This window comes from Caulobacter segnis ATCC 21756, from assembly GCF_000092285.1.
Taxonomy (GTDB): Bacteria; Pseudomonadota; Alphaproteobacteria; order Caulobacterales; family Caulobacteraceae; genus Caulobacter; species Caulobacter segnis.
The window spans coordinates 498,452-520,662 of record NC_014100.1 but is presented as its reverse complement, the minus strand read 5'-3'; the positions used below and the strand labels follow the sequence as shown (position 1 = coordinate 520,662).

The following is a 22,211-nucleotide window of genomic DNA, read 5'->3' as shown; positions in this document are numbered from 1 at the left end:
CGTCTCCAAAGACGGGCCGCGTTAGAACTTGGCCCGCAGACCGAAGCTCACCGTGCGGCCGTAGTTGGTGTAGCCGCCGAACCACCCGCCCTTGATGAACTGCCACTGCGAGGCTTTCGTCAGGTTCTGCCCCTCGATCGCGGCCGTGATCTGCGGGGTGATCTTGTAGCTGACGCTGGCGTCCAGCGAGCCGAACGCCTTGTCGTTCAGAGCCGACAGGCCCGCGCCGCCGACATCCTGCAGGACGTCGTCGACCCAGCTGTAGCTGGCGCGCGCGGCGAAGCGGTCCTTTTCGTAGAAGCCGGTCAGGTTGAAGCTGTTCTTGGCGACATTGACCATCTCGTCCTTCAAGGTCGGCGAGTAGGTCGCTTCGGTGTCGGTGTAGGTGTAGTTGGCCAGGAAGCCGAGCCCGTCGAACGGGGCCGGCAGGCGCTTGAACAGGTGCTGGTAGGCCAGCTCGACGCCCTTGATCGTCGCCTTGCCGCCGTTCGTCGGCGAGGTCAGCACATAGGTCTGACCGTCGACGACGATGTTGGTGTTCTGGCTGTAAACGAAGGTCGTGATGTCCTTGTAGAAGGCCCCGCCGATGAGCGCGCTGCCCGGGGCGAAGTACCATTCCAGGGTCGCGTCGTACTGCCAGGCCTCGAACGGCTTCAGCAGCGGATTGCCGCCCACGGCCGTCAGCAGGGTCCCGGAATTCAGGGTCAGGCGCGGCGCCAAGTCGGCCAGCGACGGCCGAGTGATCACCTTGGCGGCGGCCACACGGGCCTGCAGCGTGTCCGTCAGCTCGAGCGCGAAATTGGCCGTCGGCAGGATGTCCGTGTAGGTCTTCTCGAAGCGGACGGGCAGCGCCGCCGAGCCATTGTCGGCGTGGCCGGACGAGACCTGCTTGGTCTGGGCCACCCGCGCGCCGACCTGGCCGCGCAGCGGCGCGCCAAACAGGCTCGTATCGATATCGCCGAGGGCGTAGCCCGCCGCGATCTTCTCGGACACGCGATACGAGTTGCGCTGGTCGGCGCGCGCCGTGCCCTTTTGGTTCGGGTCGCGCAGAGCCCAGAAGGCGGCCGGATCCGGCATGGCCCAGGTCGAGGGCACGCCGCCATCGGTCCCACCGAGGAAGTCGCTCACCGGGAAGGAGTCGAAATAGTCCGCGCCGAAGAACTTGCCGGCCAGATTGGTCGTGTAATTGATGTCGGCGCGATTATAGGACCGCGAGCGCTCGCGGAACTTCACGCCAAACTGGAGGCGGCTGACAGGACCCAGGCTCACCGGCCGTTCGGCGTCGAACTGCAGGGCGGTCTCGTCGTCCGTGGCGTTGTTGACCCGCCACTCGATACGGCGGAACGGCAGCAAGGACGGGTTGTTGAGATCGCCGGTCAGCAGCGTGACGTCGGGCAGCGCGTCACCGGCCTGGGGCAGGTTGAAGGTCGTCCGGCCCATCGCGCCCTGCAGGCGGGTGCGGGTGATCGGCTTGGAGGTCTCCGAATAGGCCCGCGCGTAGGCCAGATCGGCCGTGATCGTCCAGTCTTCCAGAGTCTGTCGGATCTTGCCGGCGATCATCATGTTGTCGTGCGCCAGGTCGCTGACTTCGCGGCCGATCTGGCTGTTGGTGTTCGCCGTACCGCCCGTCATGACGCCGTTCTTGATCACGGCCGAGCCAGCGACCAGGGTCGAGAGGTCCGGGTCGACCGAATAGGTCAACTCGTCATAGTGGTCGTCCAGCTTGGTGTAGCTGGCGTCCAGCGTGATTTCCGTGGCGTCGCTGGGACGGTACTGAGCCGACAGGACCACGCCTTTGCGTTCGCGGTCCTCGCGCTCCAGCGTGGGCCGGATGTTGGTCGCGTAAAGGTTCACGCCCTGGGCGATCAGGCTCCTTCCCAGGGCCGTGGTGGCGTTCGGATAGCTCCAGCCCACGCCGGTGATGCGATCCTGGCGCAGCGTGCGCTGGTCGTACACCGCGGCCGCCAGGACGCCGAACGTGCCGGCGGCGTTGGTCCAACTGGCCAGTCCCGACAGCCGCGGATCGGTCTTGCCCGCCAGTTCCGGACGGCTGGCGGTGGCCGACAGCGCCAGGGTGGTGCGGCCCAGGTCCAATGGGCGGAACGTCTTGATGTCGACGATGCCGCCGATCGCCCCCTCGTCCAGCGAGGCCAACGGCGTCTTGCCCACCTCGACCCCGGCCACCAGTTCGGACGGCAAGGTGTCGAAGCGGAATTGGCGGCCGCTTTGACCGCTATCGCGCATGTTCTCGTTCACCGCGGCGCTACGGCCGTTCAGGGTGACGATCTGGAAGTTGGGGCCCAGGCCCCGGACGCGAACGAACAGCCCCTCGCCGCGGTCGCGGGTGATGGCCACGCCCGGCACGCGCTGCAGCGCCTCGGCGATGTTGTTGGACGGGAACTTGCCGATGTCCTCGGCGGAGATGGCGTCGACGACGTTCGCGGCCCGGCGCTTCTCCGAAAGGGCGCGGGCCAGCGAGTTGGCGAAGCCGCCGGTGACGACCAGTTCCTCCACCGTGGCCGGTTCCTCGGCCTGGGCCGGCTCGGCCTCGGCGCGCGCGAGCGGCGCGGCGACGGGCGACGGCGCGGTGGAGACGCGCTGGGCGACCGGGCGCAGGATCGCCGCCCCGCCGTTGCGCACGAAGGTCAGCCCAGTGCCCCGCAGCAGCTCGGCCAGACCGCGCTCGGCGTCGAACTGGCCACGCACGCCCTCGGTGTGCTTACCGTTCAGCAGGACCGGGTCGGCCAGGACCTGCAGCCCCGTGGCTCGCGAGAAGCTCGGCAGAGCCGAGGCCAGATCGCCGGCCGGAATGACCAGGGTCGGCTTCTCGGGCGGCGCGGCCACGGCCGAACTCGCCGCCAGCAGCGTGGCGGTCGAGACGGAGCCCAACCAGATCCAGGTCTTCGCAATCATGTCGTCATCCCCGATTTCGCGCGGCGCTCAACGCCGGTTCGCCGGGGAAGACGCTGGGGGTCGCGGAACCCGGACAGGGATTTTTATGAAGTTTCCGCGACACGCTCAGCGAGACAAGGCCAGACCGTCCGGCGTCTGACGAACGGTGAAGCCGTGCATCAGCGCAAGGTTCAGCACCAGCGCCTGCGGCTCGTCCAGCCGGAAGCGGCCCGCCACCCGTTGGCGCCCCAGCGCCGGATCGGCGATGGTGATCGGCGTGGCCGAGGCGCGGTTCAGGCGCTCGACCAGTCGCGCCAGGGTTATGCCGTCCGTCTCCAGCCAGCCCGAGCGCCAGTCGTCGGCATGGAGATCGAAGGCGCGGACCGCCGACAGCCGCCCCTCCTTGGCGAAGGCGCGCTGGCCCATGGTCAGCTCGGCGGTGCGATGGATCAGGCCCGCCGGCGCCAGCCGGACGCGTCCTCGACGCACCGAAAGCTCCAGACGCCCGTCGCCGCGCTCGAGGTCGAAGGCTGTGCCCAGCACGCGGGCCGATCCCTCCGGCGCCTTGACCGTGAACGGCCGTCCGGCGTCGTGGGCGACGTCGAAGAAGGCCTCGCCGCGCACCAGCTCGACCTGCCGTCGCCAGGCGCCCAGGCGCACCTCCAGGCGGGTGGCGCCGTCCAGCGTGACCTGTGTGCCATCGGCGAGAGTGGCGACCCGATGCTGGCCCGGCGCGGTTTGCAGCACCAAGGGGTCGACGGTCATCAGCTGCGCTTGCGGCCAGATGGCCACGATCGCGAGCGCGCACGCCACGAGGCCGCCAGCCAGCGCGGTCAGCGGACCCGCGCGGCGCGGGACGGCGCGCTTCTGCTGGCTCAGCCGCATCGCCTCGGCCAGGGCCGGATCCTGGCTGGCGCGCCAGACCTCGTCGAAGGCCTGGGCGTGCGCGGGATCGGCTGACTTCCAGGCCTCGAAACCCGCTTCGTCGCGCGCCTCGGCGTCCAGCCGCCGGGCGGCCCACAGGGCGGCCTGCTGACGGGCGCGGCTCATGGGCGACCTCCGGCGCGGCGCTCGGCCCGAGCGATCTCACGATGCAGTTGCTCCAGCGCCCGCGCCACGTGCTTTTCGACCGCCGCCTCGCTGAGGCTCAGATCCTGGGCGATCTGGCGCGGCGTGTGGCCGTGCAGCCGACGGCGGATGAAGACGTCACGACGCAGTGGCGGCATGGCGTCCAGCGCCTTGCCGAAGACCTCGACCTTCTGGCGATGCATCAGGATCTGCTCCGGCGCGGGGGCTTGGCAGGGAATGTCGTCGTCCAGCGCCTGGGCGGGCCGACGGCTGGCGCGTCGGAAGTGGTCGCGGACCAGGTTCAGCGCGATGCGATAGCCCAGCGCGGCGCGGTCAACGATGGTGCGCGCCTGCTCATAGGCCAGGAGACGCTCAAACGTCTCCTGCACCAGGTCCTCGGCGGTCGCGGGATCGCGCGTCCGTCGAACGATGAATTGATAGAGATCGCGCCGCTGCGCGCGCAAGCTGACCAGGTCGCTCATCGAAGCGCTCCTGGCCCAAGCGGGGCGGCGGGAAACAAGGGCCGACGCGACATGTCTCGGCGCCTAGCACGACTTTGTGACAATCGCGCGCGGTCAGCCCTCCGGGCGAGCTCAAGGTCCGCCCGTTCGTGTTCAGCAACGCGGCCGGAACGCCAGGGTGTCTGTTAGACGCAACCAACCGGTTGGGCGCGGCTCCGCGCGATGCGAGCCTGGATGCGCTCCCAGGTGCCGAGCTTGATCGGCTCGCCTTTGCGCAGCTTGTTCCAGGTGGTCTCGCTGATGCCGTAGACGCTGAACAGGTGCTCGCGGGTGACGGCCGGCAGGCCGCCTTTCAGGCTTTCGAAGCGCTCGCGGGTGATGGTGATGGTCTCGACCACGCCAAACTCCAGAGACGATGTAGAAAGGCGCGGCCGGCGCCCGGTGGGGGGAGACGGCGCCGGCCGCTGACGATCGCTAAGGGGACGCGATCGTTATTCGCGGGCGCCGGCGTTGGCCGGCTTGCGATAGTCCAGGGCCGGCGGGCGATCACCCAGCATGGCCTTGTAGGTGAAGTTAGGGCCGCGACGCTGATCGAGCTCGGCCTTGGCCTTCTTGACGATATCGGGGTTGGCGAAGAGGTCCGCGCCGGTCAGGGCCAGGGTCTTGGCGGCGTTGACCGCGCCCTTGACGCCGATCGACGCGCCGGCGGCGGCGACGTTCTGCCAGCTATGGCCCGCCGAGCCCGGCACGAAGGTGGCGCGGTCCCAAGACCGACGGTGGGCGTCACCCAGCTGATGTCGGAGACGTCGGTCGAGCCGCCGCCGCCTTCCAGCTCGACCTTGTAGGGCTCGATCGTCTTGACCGTGTCGATCGAAGGCGGATTGACCAGAGAGGTCTGCAGCGTCTTGGCGAAGGCGATTTCTTCGGGCGTCCAGGTAATGCCACCGACCTTGCGCAGGTTGGCGTCCATCACGCGACCGAGGGTGTCGTTCGGCAGCAAGGCGTAGACGCCGCCGGTGATCTCCTTCTCGACAGTGGTGCCGGTCGCCAGGGCCGCGCCCTCGGCGGCCTTCTCGACACGCGCCCAGACGTCCTTGACGACCGCGGGGTCGGGGTGGCGGACGTAGTAGTAGACCTCGGCGAAGTCCGGGACGACGTTCGGCGCCGAACCGCCCGAGGTGATCACATAGTGGATCCGGGTCTTGTCGGGCGTGTGCTCGCGCAGGAAGTTGGCGGCCACGTCCATGACCTCGACGCCATCGAGGGCCGAGCGGCCCTTCTCGGGCGCGCCGGCGGCGTGGGCCGAGACGCCCCGGAAGCGGAACTTGCCGCTGATATTGGCCATGGAGACGCCTTGGACGGCGCTGTTGGCGTTGGCCGGGTGCCAGTGCAGCGTGACGTCAACGTCGTTGAACAGGCCGTCGCGGACGAAATAGACCTTGCCCGAGCCGCCTTCCTCGGCGGGCGTGCCGTAGACCCGCAGCTCGCCCTTCACGTTGTTCTTGACCATCCATTCCTTGAGGGCCACGGCCGCGCCGACCGAGGCGGCGCCGAACAGGTTGTGGCCGCAGCCATGGCCGGCGATCTGTCCCGGGATCGGCGTCTTCACCGGATCGGCGGTCTGAGCCAGGCCAGGCAGGGCGTCGAACTCGGCGAGGATGGCCACCACGGGGCCCACGCCGTTCTTGAAGCTGGCGATGAAGGCCGTCGGCTCGCCCGCGACGCCAGCCTTGATGTCGAAGCCGGCCGCCTTGAGCTGCCCCTGCAGCAGAGCCGTGCTCTTGGTCTCCTGGTAGCCGACCTCGGCGAAGCTCCAGATCTTCAGCGCCGCGTCCCGGATCTGGGGGGCGTCGGCCTCGACGGCCTTCAGAATCTGGGCGCGATCGGCGTCGGTGATCGGCTTGGCGAAGGCCTGGGGCGCCAGCAGTCCCGTCGCCATGGTGGCGGACAGAAGCGCAAGCTTCAGGGCGGAGATCTTCATGGACGTGTTCCCCCAAGAAAGCGACGAAGGCGCCGACCCGGTAAGGGGGCGCTGATTGTACGACGCGAGAGCGAGGCGAAACCTCACCCTGTCGAAACAATAAATTCGTCGCGGAGCGCGCCGGCGCGCGTGGGGTCAGGCGCGCGGGCGGATCAGCTCGACGCGGCCTTCATCCGCGTGGCCGATATCGACCAGGCCATAAGTCTTGAGCGCGGCCACGAAGGCGTCGACCTGGCCGGTCTTGAACACACCGCTGACCGGGGTCGCGGCCAGGGCCGGGTCGGTCACCGAAAGCTTGCGCTCCGAGAAGCGGTTCATCTCGGCGACTACAGCCGAAAGCGGTTCGCCATCGAAGACCAACCGGCCTTGCAGCCAGGCCGACTCCTTGGCGGTGTCGACGGGGCCGATCGCCCAATCGGCGGGATCGGCGGCGATGAAGCGTGAGCCGGCCGACATCTCCACCCTACGCTCGCCCGTGGGAGAGGTTCCGGCGATCCGCACGCGTCCTTCGACCAGCGTCACCGACAGCTTTCCAGGCTCCATCCTCACGTCGAACGCCGTGCCGACCGCCGTCACCCGCTTGTCGCCGGCGACGACGACGAACGGACGCCGGGGATCCTTGGCCACCTGGAAGAAGGCCTGGCCCCGAACCAGGGTCAGGCGGCGCTCGCCCTCCCAGCGATTAACGCGGACGGCGGAGTCGGTGCTGAGCGTGACCACCGAATTGTCGGCCAGGCGGAAGGTCGAGCGCTCGCCCACGCCGGTCGCGAACACCGGCTCGTCCGCTTCAGCCGGGGGCGTCTTGCTGGTCGTCAGCCAGCGCCGCCCCAGGACAGCGCCGCCAGCCAGGACCACGAGACTCGCGGCCGCCAGTCCCAGGCTCCGACGGCTCACGCTGCGTGGCCGATGGTCGACGGCGCCCAGGGCGTCGGCCCGCAAGGCCGCCAGCGCCGGATCGCGCTCGATCCGCGCCATCGCTTCCCAGGTGGCCCCCATCTCCCGCCACGCCGAGGCGTTCGCAGGTTCGGCGTCAAGCCAAAGCTGGAAGTCCCGGCGGTCCTGCGGGGACGCGTCGTCACCTTGCAGGCGTGCGAACCAGCGCGCGGCCGCGCTAGCCGGGTCGTCGTGTATCTCTTTGCCCGACGTGGTCGACGTCATCCTGGTCCCGCAGACGCTCGTGCAAATGACGCAGCGCCTTCATCACATGTTTCTCGACAGCGCTGACGGAGACACCCAGGCGCTGGGCGACGAGCTTGTAGCTCATCTCCTCGAAGCGCACGAGGATGAAAACCCGTCGCGTGCGTTCTGGCAGCGTGTTCAGCGCCGCCAGGACCCGCGCCATCTGTTCTCGTCCCTGTAGGACGCGCTCCGGCGACATTTCATCAACCGGATGATGAATATCTTGCAGTTCGCAGTGGTCGGAGCGTCGGCGCGTGCGATCGCGACGGCCGCGATCGATCAGCACATTGGCGGCGACCTCGAAGAGATAGCCTTCGACATTGGTGACCACGGCGCCGGGCTGGCGCTTGTGGATTCGAAGCAGGACCTCCTGAACGAGATCCTCGACATCGCTGGCGGGGGCGCGGCGGGAGAAAAAGGCGCGAAGCGCGGGCGTGAAACGCGCGCTGCTCTCGGCCAGGAGCCGATCCTGGTCCGCAGCCTTCAGAGGCTTCCGGCCCCAGATCATTGTGTACGCCCCGACATCGAGCATGATGCTGAGATCGCCGTTTCTGTTCTGTCAAGCCGCGCGCGCCGACGGAGGAGCCTGTCGGAAACTGCGCGACCAGTTGCCTAGTGGCTATGCAACAGGCGATCTTGTGGCGTCGGAGCGCGCCCCGAAGAAGGACCGCCTGGCGAAATGAGGCATGGTTCGCGCCCTCGCGGCGTGAGGACGAGGCCGTCGGGGAGGTCGAGAGTCGTTGTGGCCAGGTGTGGAGAGACGGGGGCGCCGGTGCGGCGCGGCTCCGTCTTGCTGTTATTGTGCGTGGCCGCCCTTGGGATGACGGCTCCGGTCGCCGCCGCCAGCGCGCGCAGGCCGCCGGCGACGTACCGCTTCGATATTCCCGCCCAACCCCTGAGCCAAGCGCTGAACCAGCTGGCGGTGCGCAGCGATCGAGAGATTCTGTTCTCGCCGGCCTTGACGCGCGCGCGCGTGAGCCCGCCGCTGGTCGGCGTCTTCACCCCTGAAGAGGCGTTGCAGCGACTGCTGGCCGGATCGGGGCTGACGGTGCGGATCGAGGGGCGCAGCTTTCTGGTCGTTCCGGCGCCTGCGCCCGCGCCCGCCGCGGAGGCCCGCGCGCCCGCGCCGATGTCCACGTCGCCGACCGCATTGGACGCGGTGGTGGTCACCGCCACGAGACGATCCAGTCTGGCGCAACAGACCCCGATCAGCATGGTCGTCGTCTCCGGCGAGCAGCTGTCGCATCTGGGCATGGTGGACCTGGAAAAGGCTTCGCCGCTCCTGCCGGGATTGAAGCTGGTCTCGACGGCGTTCGGCCGCCGCCTTGTGCTGCGCGGCGTCTACGGCGCGGGGGAAGCGACGACGGGCCTCTATTACGACGAGACCTCGATGACCGGTCCGGTCGGCACCACGGCGGACCCCGGCGTGATGATCCCGGAACTGGCCCTGGCGGACGTCGACCGGATCGAACTGCTGCGCGGTCCGCAGGGAACGCTCTACGGTTCGGGCGCGATGGGCGGGGCGTTGCGGATCCTGTTCAAACATCCCGATCTCGATGCGAACGGCGCGACCATAGGGGCGAGCTTGACGTCGGCCTCGCATGGCGGACAGGCCGGCGGGGTCACGGGAACGCTCAACGCCGTTGTCGTCCCTAAGGTCTTGGGGGTGCGGCTGACGGCCTATGATCAGCGCCAACCCGGCGTGATCGACAACGTCCGGCTGGGGCTTTCCGACGTCGACAGCTCGAAGGTCCGGGGCGCGCGGGCCCTTGTCCTGTGGGCGCCGAACGACAGGTTTTCAGCCCTTCTTTCGGCCACGCACCAGAAGAACCACCGCGACGACATACCGGCCTGGAACGATGTCGCGGGGCCTTGGCGCACGATCCACGCCGGTCGGGCGCCGTTTAATGGCCACATCGATCTGGCGTCCTCCACCTTGCGCTGGCGCGGCGACGGCGCCGAAGTCACCGCGGCGTCGTCGTGGTATCGCTGGCGCCTGACGCGGCGCTCCGACTACAGCGGCGTTCTGCTGGGCGAGCGCGCCAGCGCGGCCGGCTGCATGCGCTACTTTTCCATCGCCAAGGCTTGCAGCGAGGCTCAAGCGCAGGGCTACGCCGCTTATGTCGACAGCGTCTATCCTGCGATCCTGAATCAGCCGGCGACCTTGACGGCTCGTATCCATGAGGCGCGAGCCGCCTCGACTGGAGACGGCCCGCTCAGCTGGACGGTGGGCGTCTATAGCGAGGTGCGCCGAGACCACATCGACAGCCAGGTCCGCCATGTCGATCCGACCACCGGCGCCCTTGTCGAACCGGCGGTCCTGATCGGCCGCCGCGATATCGATAATCGTCTGCGCCAGAGCGCGCTGTTCGGCGAGGCGTCATACGCTGTCGGCTCGGCCACGCAGCTCACGCTCGGCGGTCGCCGGTTCGACTATGTGAAACGCGACAGCGGTCAGGTGCAGGTTCCCAACGTCGTATCCGGGACCTGGGCCGGCTATGCGATCGACCAGCGGACAGCCGAGCGCGGCTGGAGCCTCAAGGCGCTGGCCAGCCATCAACTCTCGCCCGATCTGTTCGCTTACGCCCAGGTCTCGCAGGGCTTCCGACCGGGCGGCGTCAATGTGGTGCCGGGATTGCCGGACATTCTGGCCGGCTATCGCTCGGACCGCCTGACAAACTACGAGTTGGGACTGAAGGCTCAAGCCGCCGCTCGAAGGCTCACGGTCAACATCGCGCTCTATCAGATCGACTGGCGCGACATGCAGTACGCCGCCCAGACCCAGAACCGAGCCTTTTCCTATCTGACGAACATCGGCGCCAGCCGGATTCGGGGGCTTGAGGCGGAAGTCTCGGCGCGACGCCTGGCGGGCTGGGATCTGGCCGCCAGCCTCACCCTGACCGACGCACGGCTCACCGCCGACCAGGTCACCAACGCCGCCATCGGGCTGGGACGCGCCGGCGATCGCCTGCCGACGGTGCCGCGGCTGGCGACCTCGGGGTCGGCCGAGCGGCGCTGGGCGGTGGGAACGCTCGAGACGAGCCTGCGCCTGGACGCCTCCTACGCCGGAACCGCGCGCTCGGCCTTCAATCCCGACAATCCCGACTATCTGAAGATGGGGGGCTACGCCGTCTTCGGGATCACCGCCGGCGTAACCGCCAAGACCTGGAGCGCGGACCTCTCGGTCGACAATATTCTGGACCGGGCGGGTCGGGCCTCGAGCGCGCGCAACACGGCCGGTCCGATCGAGTATTTCGGGGTTAGTCCGCGTACGGTGCGCTTGCAGGTCGAGCGGCGCTTCTGAACCTCTCCGCCGCCTTTTTCGCGCCTCGCGATGAGGGGCGCGCGGCGCCTTGCGTCTGATCCTACAGGCCGCCGTCGAGCGGACCGCAAAGAGGGGATCAAAAAAATGAAACTGCAGTTTCGAGGCCTGCGCGCCCTGGCGCTGGGAGCCAGCGCCCTGACGAGCCTGGCCGCGGGCCAGGCGTTCGCCCAGGAGGGCACGAGCCAAGCGAGTGACGGCGTGGCCATCGAGGAGATCGTCGTCACCGCCCTGAAGCGCTCGACGACCATCCAGACCACCCCCATCAGCATCAGCGCGGTCACCGAGAAGTCGCTGCAGGCGCTCGGCGCCTCGGGTATCCAGGACTATTTCCGCACCGTTCCGAACCTGCAGGTCGAAGGCAATTCCCCGACCAGCCGCCGCCTGACCCTGCGCGGCGTGCGCAGCGCCGGCGAGGCCACGGTCGGCCTCTACTACGACGAGACGCCGTTGACCGGCCCGGCCGGCACCACCGCCGACGCCAGCTCGACCAGCGCCGACGTCAACCTGTTCGACGCCGAGCGCATCGAGGTGCTGCGCGGACCGCAGGGCACGCTCTACGGCTCGGGCTCGATGGGCGGCACGCTGCGGGTGATCCTCAACAAGCCCAACGCCAGCCAATATGCCGGCGCCGTCGAGGTCGGCGGAACGGCGCAGAAGGACGGAGGCCAGGGTTATTCGGTCAAGGGCATGGTCAATGTCCCACTGATCGAGGACAAGCTGGCCGCGCGACTGGTGCTCTACAAGGCCGAACAGGGCGGCTACATCGACGACGTCCTGCTGAAGAAGAAGGACATCAACGACCAGCACTCCAGCGGCGGCCGGCTGATGCTGGGCTTCACGCCCACCGAGAACCTGACGATCACGGCCAGCGGCCTTTTCCAGAAGACCACGCTGGACGGCCAAAACAGCTGGTATCCGGCGCTGGGCAAGAAGGACTATTCGACCAACGCCCGCGTCATCGCGCCCACCGAGGACAACTTGCGGCTCTATAACGTGACCGCCAAGTGGGACCTGAACTTCGCCACGGTCACCGCGACCTCGTCCTACTACAAGTGGACCCTGCTGCGGAATTCGGACTACAGCCCGACGCTGTCGGCCAACCGCGCCAACGCCACCTCCTGCCGCAACTACATCGCCGGCGGCCCGGCTCCGACGGGGGCGACGAACCCGGCCTGCACCACGGCGCAGATGGCTCAATACACCGCCTACGCCGACAGCCGCATCCCCGGCGCGCTGTACCAGCCGATGGGCCTGACCTCGTGGAACCACGAGCTGCGCATGAACGGCTCGCTGTTCGAGGACAAGGTCGACTGGACGGCCGGCGTCTATCTGGAAGACCGTGACGACTACATCGAGAGCCAGGTCGCCAAGGGCGACGCCGCGACGGGCGTCATCAACCCGAACGACCTGACCGCCTGGCGCCACGTCGGCACCGACACCAAGCAGACCGCCTTCTTCGGCGAAGTGGCCTACAAGCCGATCGACAAGCTGACGCTGACGGCGGGCGTTCGTCGCTTCAAGTACGACAAGACCGTCTCCGGCCAGGTGCTGATCAGCAACTTCATCACGCAGTCCTACAAGGGCGACCCCGCCTCGGTCGACGCCAGCGCCGACGGCTGGGTCAGCAAGGTCAACGTCTCCTATCAAGTGACGTCGGACATCATGGTCTACGGCCTGGCGGCCAAGGGCTTCCGCCCCGGCGGCGCGAACAACGTGCCGGGTTTGGCCAGTGCGCTGCTGGCCTATGCGCCCGACAGCCTGTGGAACTACGAGACCGGCATCAAGAGCCAGTGGTTCGACCGTCGCCTGACCCTGAACGCGGCGGCCTATCAGATCGACTGGTCGAACATGCAGATCTCGGCCACCAGCGCGAACGGCGCCTTCAGCTATCTGACCAACGCCGGCAAAGCCAAGATCAAGGGTTTCGAAGTCGAGGCGGTCGCCCGTCCGATGCGCGGCCTGACCCTTCAAGCCACCGCCGCCTGGGTCGACGCCAAGCTGACCGAGGACCAGGCCAATTCCACGATCCTGATCACCGGCTCCACGGGCCTGCGGGGCGACGAGTTCCCGAACGTCGCCGACTTCAGCGGCTCGGCCTCGGCCGAGTATAGCTGGCCGCTGAACGGCGACCTGAACGGCTTGGTCCGCGCCGACTACGCCTATGTCGGCGAGTCCGCCTCGCAGTTCCGTCCGACCTACGTCTACTACGAGAAGCAAGGCGACTACGGCTACGCCAACCTCCGCGCCGGCGTGGAAGGCGCCGACTGGGGCGCGTACCTCTTCGTGAACAATGTGACCGACGAGGTGGGCCTGATGAGCGTAAGCTCCGCGCTCAACAACAAGCAGCAGGTCGTCAGCATCAATCCGCGTACGGCCGGTTTCTCGGTCCGCAAGCGCTTCTGACGCCAGGGGCGGAGGCGGGTGAAGGCCCGCCTCCGGCTCTAAGGCGTTATGCAGGTGGTTTGGATAATCTCGAATTTACCGCGATATAGATTCCAGATGCCTATGCAAGGTTGCAATTTAAACTCATAGTCTACAGGTAAAGAACTCGGGATTCCGGATAACTATCGACTGTCAATCCACAATTACATTGATATCCATGTGCGTCCGTCTTGGGCGCTTTAGGGCCCCGCGTCCTTTTTCTGTGATCATTGCTATGGCGATTGTTAGAAAAACTCGCCTACCAAATCCAACCAGTTTGATGGGAATAACATTCGTCCGCTTCAGTAGGCGGGCGTATGGCGGGAGCCGAGTTCTGCTTCGTCGGTGAAGGGGAACGGGGAGCGGCTCGCGCGTCGAGTTCTTGGAGGGGCTCTCATGAACATCAATCACCGCAGGCTTGTGCTTGCGACCACGGCGCTCTGCGCCGCCAGCTTCGCGGCCCATGCGTGGGCGCGTCAAACCGAACCCACGCCGCCAGCGTCGGCCGCGACCGAAGTCGAGGCGGTGGTCGTCGTCGGCTCTCAGATCAAGGGCGCCAAGGTCAACGCCGCCCTGCCGGTCACGCTGGTCGGCGAGGACCAGATCCGCGCGTCCGGCGCGGTGTCGGGCGACGATCTCTTCCGCACCATCCCGCAGATGGGCGACGTGAACTTCAATTCGCAGTATCTGCCGGGCAGCAGCAACAGCGCGCGCGGCGATGTCGGCTCGGTGAATCTGCGCAACCTCGGCATCGGCAACACGCTGGTGCTGCTGAACGGCCGCCGTGTCGTCACCCACCCCACCAGCCAGGCCAACGACAACCTCGTGCCGGTCCTGACCTACAACAGCAACGCCATTCCGGTGACGGGCCTCAAGCGCATGGAAGTGCTGCGCGATGGCGCGGCCGCCATCTATGGCGCGGACGCGGTGGCCGGCGTCGTCAACACGGTGCTGCGCGACGACATCGATGGCGTCACCGCCTCGATCCAGTACGGGACGGCTGAAGGCACGAACCTGCAGGACTATAATTTCAATGTCTTCGGCGGAAAGAACTTCGCCGAGGGCCGTGGCAACATCAGCGCCTTCGTGTCGTATGACGCGCGCTCGCACCTGCGGTCCAAGGACCAGACCTACACGGCCTCGCTGGATCGCCGCCCGCTGTTCGCCGGCACGCGCTTCGACGGCGCCACCAGCCTGGACGGCCGCAGCACCACCACGCCGTGGGTCTACGCCCAGACCACCCAGAGCTTCGGCACGGTGCGCCAGGGAACGACGGCCCTGACCAGCAGCGCCGGCTACTTCCACATCCAGCCATCCAGCTTCCCCGGCTGCCAGCTCAACATCAGCGGCGGCCTCTGCATCGACGACGGGGCGCTGGCGACCGCGGGCGTCGACCGCGACCTGCGCTTCGACTCCGCCGCGCTGAACACCACGGTCATCCCATCGGTGAAGCGTTCGAACGTCTTCCTGACGGGTCACTACGACGTGACCGACAACGTCACCGTCTTTGGCGAACTTGGCTTCTACCACGCCAAGACCAACGCACAGCAGGCGCCGATCGCGACCCTCTCGTCGGGCGTGATCAGCATTCCGGCCAGCAACTACTGGAATCCGTTTGGCCCCGTGACCTTCGCGAACGGGACCGCCAACCCCAACCGCCTGCCCAATCTGAACGCGCCGGCCGCCGGCCTGTCGCTGACCCTGCGCGGCTACACCTTCGCCGACCTGGGCCCGACGGAAGTCGACGTCACCAACGACCAGTACCGCGTGCTGGGCGGCGTTCGCGGCGAGAAGTTCGGCTTCGACTGGGAGTCGGCGTTCATCTATTCGGAGGCCAAGGCCGACGACATCAGCGACAACATTTCCAACACCAAGCTCTACGCCCAGCTCGCCCTGTCGACGCCCGACGCCTACAACGTCTTCAACGGCTCGAACATCAACAGCCCCAGCGGCGCGGACACCACCGTCAACAGCCAGGCGGCGATCGACGCCATCAAGGTGAAGGTCAAGCGCCGCACCAAGAGCACCCTGGCCTCGTGGGACTTCAAGGTCTCCAGGCCGGACCTGTTCTCGCTGCCGGCCGGCGACGTCGGCGTCGCCTCGGGCGTGGAGCTGCGGCGCGAGACCCAGCTGGACGACCGCGACAGCCGCATCGACGGCACGACCACCTTCACCGATCCGATCAGCGGCGTGGTGCTGAGCGACCTGATCAACTCCAGCATCAACCCCGACACCAAGGGCCATCGCACGGTCGCCTCGACCTACCTCGAGTTCGCCGCGCCATTGGTCTCGCCGGAAATGTCGATACCGCTGGTCCATCGCCTGGAAGTCCAGCTGGCCGGCCGCTACGAGCATTACAGCGACTTTGGCAGCACCGCCAAACCGAAGGTCGCCGCCGCCTGGGACCTGGTGGACGGCGTTAGGGTCCGGGGCTCGTGGGCGCAGGGCTTCCGCGCGCCGAACCTCGAGCAGATCAACGCGACGGTCGTGTCGCGCTCCAACACCCGCACCGACTACATCTTCTGCGAGGCCGATCTTCGGGCCAAGCGCATCACGGCCTTCTCCTCGTGCTCGCGCTCGCTGCTGACCACCGCGCGTCGAGCCGGCAATCCGGACCTTGATCCCGAAGAGTCGACCACCCTCTCCTACGGCCTGGTGTTCGAGCCGCGGTTCATTCCGTCGAACTTCGGCAAGTTCACCTTCACGGTCGACTACTGGAAGGTGAAGCAGAAGGGCCTGATCGGCGTGTTCGGCGAGGGCAACGCCCTCATCCTGGACTACCTGCTGCGACAGTCGGGCTCGAGCAACCCGAACGTCATCCGCGCCGCGCCGACGGCTGACGACATCGCCGCCTTCGCCGGCACCGGCCTCACCGCCGCCGGCCAGGTGCTGTACGTCAACGACCAGTACACCAACCTCCAGCCGCAGGATGTCGAAGGGCTGGACCTTGGCCTGATGTGGCGGCTCAACACCGACCGCTTCGGCGATTTCGACCTCAGCCTGAACGCCGCGCACCTGATGAAGTACTATCAGTCGCCGTCGCCGGGCATCGCCGAGCTTCTGAAGGCGCGCGCCGACGGCAAGATCAACGCCGGCACCACCATCACCGGTGGCGGCAGCCTGCTGAACCAGAACGGCAAGCCCGAATGGAAGGGCTCGGCGTCGCTGACCTGGCGTTACAAGCAGCTGACCGTGGGCGGCTTCACTCAGTACGTCGGCGGTTATGACGACACCGACCTGATCGACTCCGCGGGCGTTCCGTGGGCGGTCGACTCGCAGCTGACCGCCAACCTTTATGCCGAGTACGACTTGGCCAAGGCGGCCACTCAGCTGCGTCTGGGCGTGCGCAACATCACCGACAAGGACCCGCCGCTATCCTCGACGGGCTACGACGGTACGGTCTACTCACCGTACGCGCGCTACTGGTACTTCAGCATCAAGAAGCAGTTCTAGTCAGAGGGGCGGACGACGTGATGACAAGGCTCAGCGCCGGCAAGGCGCGCTGGTGGGTTTCGGGCGCGATCGTCGCTCTGGGCCTCGCCGCCGCGCCAGCGGCCTTCTCGGCTCCGGCGACGAGCGCGTCCGCGGCGTCGTCCGCCTCCTCCCCAGTCCTGCTGCCGGTCAAGACCGACGCGGCCAAGGGCGCCGTGCTTCTCACCCTGCCGGCGCCCGCCGCCGACGGGGTGTCGGGGCGTTTCCTCTATCAGCCCAGCCTCAGCGGCGGCCTCGGCTCGACGCCGGTCGGTCTGGACCGCGCCGCCTCGGGCGACACCCAGGTGCTGACCTTCCGGCGCGTGGGCAAGAAGGTGTTCATCGCGTTCGAGAACTACGGCTTCCGCGCCGTGCGCGGCGGGGCCGAGGAGGTGCGCACCGTCCAGGACAGTTTCCCCGCCTCGGTGGTCTGGTCGGGCGACGTCGTCGCGGACACGCCCGACGGCGGCTTCACCGTCGACATCGCCTCGTTCCTGCTGCGCGACGCCTTCGACATCACCAGCGCGCTCAAGCGCGGCAAGCAGGGGGCGTTCAAGGCGGCTGCCAACCTCAGCTATGTCGACCTGGCCGCCATCGGGACCTTCCCCGACAATCTCGAGTTCGAGACCCGCCAGACGTTCACGGCGGACGAGCCGGGGCCGGAGGTCAACGGCATCGTCCCCGACGGTCGGTCGGTGACCTTCGGGGTCCACCACAGCTTCATTCGCCTGCCCGCCCCCGGGTTTGTTTCGCGGGAACACGACCCGCGCACCGGCACATCGGCCCAGGTGCTGTTCGCCGACTACGCCGCGTCGCTTGACCAGCCGACCGTCCAGCGGCTGGTCCGCCGTTTCCGGCTGGAAAAAACCGATCCCGGCGCGGCGCGCTCGCGGGTCAAGACGCCGATCGTGTTCTACGTCGATCGCGGCGCGCCCGAGCCGATGCGCAGCGCCCTGATCGAGGGCGGTCGCTGGTGGGCGAAGGCCTTCGAAGAGGCGGGCTTCATCGACGCCTTCCGCGTGGAGGTCCTGCCCGAAGGCGTCGATCCGATGGACGCGCGCTACAACGTCGTCAACTGGATCCACCGCCAGACGCGCGGCTGGTCGACCGGCACGACCGTGGTCGATCCCCGCACGGGCGAGATCGTCCGCGGCGTGGTGCAACTGGGATCGCTGCGCGTCCGCCAGGACCGCATGATTTTCGAGGGACTGGTCGGGGCCGACAAGACCGGCAAGGGCGGTCCGGACGACCCGATCAACGTCTCGCTCGCCCGCATCCGTCAGCTGTCGGTCCACGAGATCGGCCACGCGCTGGGCCTGGCGCACAACTTCGCCGCCAGCACCTATGGCCGCGCCTCGGTGATGGACTACCCGGCGCCGGCGGTGAAGATCGCGGGCGATCGTCTGGACCTCTCCGACGCTTACGCCAAGGGCGTCGGGGCCTGGGACCGCTTTGCGATCAACTGGCTCTATTCCGAAGGCGCGCCGGGCGCCAACGAGGCCGCGCGGCTAGACCGGCTGGCGCGTGACGCCCAGGCCAAGGGCATGCGTTTCGTCACCGACGCCGACGCGCGCGGTGGAGCGACGGGGCAGCCGTATGGCGCCCTGTGGGACAATGGCCCAGACGCCGTCGCCGAACTCGATCACGTCTTGGCCGTGCGCAGGATAGCGCTCAGCCGCTTTGGTCTCGGCGCCCTGCCCAAGGGCGCCCCGGCGGCGGATCTCAAGCGGGTGCTCGTCCCGATCTATCTGTTCCACCGCTATCAGGTCGAAGCGGCCGTCAAGCTGGTGGGCGGGGTGGATTACGCCTACGCCGTGCGCGGCGACGGCCACGAGGTGGCGACGGTCACGCCGGCGGCGGAGCAGCGACGGGCGCTGGAGGCGCTGCTCAAGACCACCGACCCGGCGACGCTCGATCTTCCCGACGGGCTGCTGGCGCTGCTGTCTTCGGGCCAGTCCGGCGCGCGCGACAAGGCCTACGATATCGAGATCTTCCCGACCGCCGGATCGTCGGTGTTCGACCTGCCCACGGCGGCGGAAATGGCGGCGGACCAGACGGTGTCGTTGCTGCTCAACCCCGCCCGCCTGAACCGGGTGGTCGAGCAGAATCGGCGAGACCCCGCTCAGCTGGACGTCGCCGAGCTGACCACTCGCCTGCTGGCCAGCGTCGCGCCCGGCGGCGCGCAGGCCGACGGACGTTTGGGCGACCTGCGCCGGCGGATCCGCGCGCGCATCGTCGGCGACCTCGTGGATGTCCTCGGCGAAAAGGCGCTGTCGCCCACGGCGGCCGCCCAGATCGACGCGAGCCTGCGCGCTTTCGCCAAGACCCTGGCCGAATACCAGGGACGTGGCGCGGAGGCCGATCAGGCGTCGATGCTGTCGCGCGCCCTGCTCAGCGACGACCCCGCCGCGCGCCAAGCCTTGGCCGCGCCCCGTTCGGGCGCCGTCGAGACCCTGCCGCCCGGCATGCCGATCGGCGGCGAGGACTGCTGGTTCTGCGCCCCGGGCTCGAACTTGTAATGCGTACCCCAGAAGGAAACCCGCCCATGACCGCTCACTTCCGGCCGTTCCAGGCTCTGTCCCGACGGGCCCTGGTCGCGAGCCTCGCGGCCGGCGCGCTGCTGCCGCTCGGCGCCCAGGCCGCCCCGTCGACCCTGGCGATCGTCAACGCCCAGATCTTCGACGGCGTCAGCGCGGCGCCGTACAAAGGCGCGCTTGTCATCCAGGACGGACGCATCGCCGAGATCGGCCCCAACGTCCGCCCGCCGAAGGGCGCACAGGTCATCGACGCGAAGGGCGAGGCCCTGCTGCCAGGCTTCTTCGACGTCCACACCCATTGGACCCCTGCCGGCGCGCCCGCCATCACTCCGAAGATCGCCGACGCCTATGTCGCGGCCGGCGTTACGACGGTGAACGACTTCCACCAGCAGCCGGAGTCGTTCGCGCCGCGTCGCGAATGGCTTTCGACCCTGACCGCGCCGCACGTCAATTTCATCGCCCGGATCAGCACGCCCGGCGGCCATGGCGCCGACTGGGCCGACGAGGCGACGACCCGCTGGGTCGACACGCCCGAAGGCGCCCGAGCCGCCGTCGAAGGCCTGGCCCCCTACCGCCCCGACGCCATCAAGGCCTTCACCGACGGCTGGCGCTATGGCTCGGCGCCCGACAACACCAGCATGGACGGCTGGACGCTGAAGGCCCTGACCGAGGCGGCCCATAAGCAAAACCTCAAGGTCCTGTCGCACACGGTGACGACGGACCGTGGCGCCGTGGCCGCGGACGCCGGCGTGGACATCATCGCCCACAGCCTGCAGGACAGGCCGATCGACGCCGAGACCGTCGCCAAGCTGAAGGCCAACGGCACCTTCTATGCGCCGACCCTGGCGGTCTACGAGCCGGTCAAGCCAGGCCAGAAGCCGCCCGCCGATCCGGATAGCCCTCGCGCCAAGCAGTCCGCACGCAAGTTCGGCTACGCCCTAGCCAACGTGAAGACCCTGAAGGACGCCGGCGTCCCGATCGCGCTCGGCACGGACGCGGGCATGCCGGGCACGGTCCATGGCGCCTCGACCCTGCGCGAGATGGAACTGCTGGTGCAGGCCGGGCTGACGCCCGCCGAGGCGCTGATCGCCGGCACGGCCACCAGCGCGCGCGCCATGAACCTGCTGGCCGACCGCGGCACCCTGGAGAAGGGCAAGCGCGCCGATCTGGTCCTGATCGCCGGGACGCCCTGGACCCGCATCGAGGACGTCCGCAAGGTCGATCGCGTGTTCATCGACGGCCAGGTCGCCTTCGGTCAGGGCGCGGTCCGCTCGCCCGCCAACGACAAGCCGACCCTGCCCGCGCGGAAGGCCACGGCGCTGATCGACGACTTCCAACGCGCCGACGGCCGCACCAGTCTCGACACCCTGCGCCTCAACGACTTCGATGGCGGCCGCGACCGCAGCATGGAAGTCGCCCAGGTCATCGACAAGGGCGATGGCGACTTGGTGCTCAGCGTCGCGGCCAAGATGGCGATCAAGGCCGAGCCGGACGCGGGCGTCCTGCTGCCGCTCAGCCGGGGCTCGGTGCGGCCCGTCGACGCCAGCGCCTTCAAGGGCGTCAGCTTCGAGATCCGCGGCGACGGCGGTCCCTATGTGGTGACCATCAACACCGTCTCGGGTCCCTGGACCGCCAAGGTGACGGGCCAACCGACCTGGACCAAGGTCACCGTGCCGTTCTCGGCCTTCGCCCGCGCGGGCAAGGGTGACGGCGCCTGGACGGGCGCAGACCTGCTCGAGGTAGGGGTCGGCGGCTCGCGCCCGGCTGGCCGGAAGCTATGGTTCGAGCTGGACGACGTGACCTTCAACTAGGCTAGACCGCCCAAGCTCGGCCGTTCCGCCGACGGCGAACCAGCACCTTGCGCTCGAGTGGCGCAAGGTGCTCCAACCGGCTTGCCGCCGGGCGCGATCAACGTGACAGCCCGTTCCGCCTTGAGGGCCCACCCGCGCCGCGTGCGGTCAAGACGCCCGCAGAGCTTCGCGCGCCAGGACGATCGCGCCCAGAACACCAGAATTCTCGCGGAGCGCCGGGGCTACAAGATAGGCCTCAATGGCTTGGGAGTTCTGAAGCGCCGGCAGATAACCGCCAAGCCAGAACACCAAGCGCTCGCGGACGCGGGACAGGACGCGAGGAGTCTGACCGACACCGCCTCCCAGCACGATCCGACGGGGAGCGACAGTATAGGTGAGCGTGGCGGCCATCTGCGCCAGATAGTCTCCGACCAGGCCCCAGACGGGATCGTCGGCCGCAAGCGCCTCCCCGGGACGCCCGGCGCGGGCGGCGAGCGCAGGCCCGCTGACCAAACCTTCCAGACAGTCGCCGTGAAAGGGACAAGACCCCGCGAACGGATCCAGGGCCGGATCGCGACGCACGGGCAGATGGCCGAGCTCGGGGTGCAACGCTCCGTGCACCGGCGCGCCATTGACGACCACGCCGACGCCAACCCCCGTCCCCACCGTCACATAGGCGTAGTCGTCGAGGCCCGCGCAGGCGCCCCAGCGCCCCTCGCCAAGAGCCGCGCCATTGACGTCGGTGTCCAGGCCGATCGGGACCCCCAGCCGCCTCAAGGGGCCCAGGATGTCGGCGCCCGACCAGCCCGGCTTCGGCGTCGGGAGAATGTGGCCATAGTCGGGGGCCTTCGGATCCAGCCGCACCGGCCCGAACGTCGCCACGCCGACGGCGTCGAGGCCGAGACTCCCGCGCCGGGCCTCCAGCACGCCGACGATGGCGTCGATCGTCTCTTCCGGCGTCGTGGTCGGGATGCGTACGCGCTCGCCGAGGTCTTCCGGCCCCGAGCCGAAGGCGATCACGACCTTCGTTCCGCCGATTTCCACGCCCCCGTAGGTCATTGCCTCTCCCTCAAGAAAACGTCGCAG

The 22,211-nt window shown here is 68.2% G+C and carries 14 protein-coding genes; 5 read left to right on the top strand and 9 right to left on the bottom strand.

Features of this window, described 5'->3' with window-relative positions; translation table 11 throughout:
* Positions 1-21 precede the first annotated feature (21 nt).
* The 8 genes from CSEG_RS02455 to CSEG_RS02425 form a co-directional block, all read right to left on the bottom strand.
* The gene (locus CSEG_RS02455) at positions 22-2,913 is read right to left on the bottom strand and encodes a TonB-dependent receptor (RefSeq protein ID WP_013077675.1); all 2,892 of its coding nucleotides are present in this window, start codon (positions 2,911-2,913) and stop codon (positions 22-24) included.
* Between the two features lie 105 nt (positions 2,914-3,018).
* Positions 3,019-3,942 (bottom strand): FecR family protein, encoded by a 924-nt coding sequence (locus tag CSEG_RS02450; protein ID WP_013077674.1) that lies wholly within the window; start codon positions 3,940-3,942, stop codon positions 3,019-3,021.
* Complete coding sequence (locus CSEG_RS02445; protein ID WP_013077673.1) at positions 3,939-4,442, bottom strand: RNA polymerase sigma factor; 504 nt, start codon at positions 4,440-4,442, stop codon at positions 3,939-3,941. Before CSEG_RS02445 ends, CSEG_RS02450 begins: the two co-directional genes overlap by 4 nt.
* Before the next feature lie 164 nt (positions 4,443-4,606).
* Positions 4,607-4,819: a hypothetical protein gene (locus CSEG_RS02440; protein ID WP_013077672.1), complete on the bottom strand. Its 213-nt coding sequence runs from the start codon at positions 4,817-4,819 to the stop codon at positions 4,607-4,609.
* 93 nt (positions 4,820-4,912) lie between these two features.
* Entirely contained in the window at positions 4,913-5,170 is a 258-nt protein-coding gene (locus CSEG_RS23070; protein WP_244264920.1) for a hypothetical protein, read from the bottom strand.
* The gene (locus tag CSEG_RS02435; protein ID WP_244264919.1) at positions 5,071-6,402 is read right to left on the bottom strand and encodes an amidohydrolase; all 1,332 of its coding nucleotides are present in this window, start codon (positions 6,400-6,402) and stop codon (positions 5,071-5,073) included. The genes CSEG_RS23070 and CSEG_RS02435 overlap by 100 nt, the downstream gene beginning before the upstream one ends.
* A 135-nt stretch (positions 6,403-6,537) precedes the next feature.
* Complete coding sequence (locus CSEG_RS02430) at positions 6,538-7,560, bottom strand: FecR family protein (RefSeq protein ID WP_013077671.1); 1,023 nt, start codon at positions 7,558-7,560, stop codon at positions 6,538-6,540.
* The gene (locus CSEG_RS02425) at positions 7,514-8,113 is read right to left on the bottom strand and encodes an RNA polymerase sigma factor (protein ID WP_013077670.1); all 600 of its coding nucleotides are present in this window, start codon (positions 8,111-8,113) and stop codon (positions 7,514-7,516) included. The genes CSEG_RS02430 and CSEG_RS02425 overlap by 47 nt, the downstream gene beginning before the upstream one ends.
* Before the next feature lie 288 nt (positions 8,114-8,401).
* Between CSEG_RS02425 and CSEG_RS02420 the strand changes: the two genes are divergently transcribed.
* The 5 genes from CSEG_RS02420 to CSEG_RS02400 all read left to right on the top strand — a co-directional run bounded on the left by CSEG_RS02420 (position 8,402) and on the right by CSEG_RS02400 (position 21,146).
* Positions 8,402-10,885, top strand: coding sequence for a TonB-dependent receptor domain-containing protein (locus CSEG_RS02420; RefSeq protein ID WP_227878876.1), 2,484 nt, complete (start codon positions 8,402-8,404; stop codon positions 10,883-10,885).
* Positions 10,886-10,990: 105 nt separating this feature from the next.
* The gene (locus CSEG_RS02415) at positions 10,991-13,309 is read left to right on the top strand and encodes a TonB-dependent receptor (RefSeq protein WP_013077668.1); all 2,319 of its coding nucleotides are present in this window, start codon (positions 10,991-10,993) and stop codon (positions 13,307-13,309) included.
* Between the two features lie 414 nt (positions 13,310-13,723).
* The gene (locus CSEG_RS02410) at positions 13,724-16,780 is read left to right on the top strand and encodes a TonB-dependent receptor domain-containing protein (protein WP_013077667.1); all 3,057 of its coding nucleotides are present in this window, start codon (positions 13,724-13,726) and stop codon (positions 16,778-16,780) included.
* A gap of 20 nt (positions 16,781-16,800) precedes the next feature.
* On the top strand, positions 16,801-19,317 hold the full coding sequence (locus tag CSEG_RS02405) for a zinc-dependent metalloprotease (RefSeq protein WP_013077666.1): 2,517 nt from the start codon (positions 16,801-16,803) through the stop codon (positions 19,315-19,317).
* A gap of 26 nt (positions 19,318-19,343) precedes the next feature.
* Positions 19,344-21,146 (top strand): CIA30 family protein, encoded by a 1,803-nt coding sequence (locus CSEG_RS02400; protein WP_013077665.1) that lies wholly within the window; start codon positions 19,344-19,346, stop codon positions 21,144-21,146.
* 147 nt (positions 21,147-21,293) lie between these two features.
* Here CSEG_RS02400 and CSEG_RS02395 read toward each other — a convergent pair whose 3' ends face one another.
* A complete protein-coding gene (locus CSEG_RS02395) occupies positions 21,294-22,184 on the bottom strand; it encodes an ROK family protein (RefSeq protein ID WP_013077664.1) in 891 nt (296 codons plus the stop codon).
* Positions 22,185-22,211 lie beyond the last annotated feature (27 nt).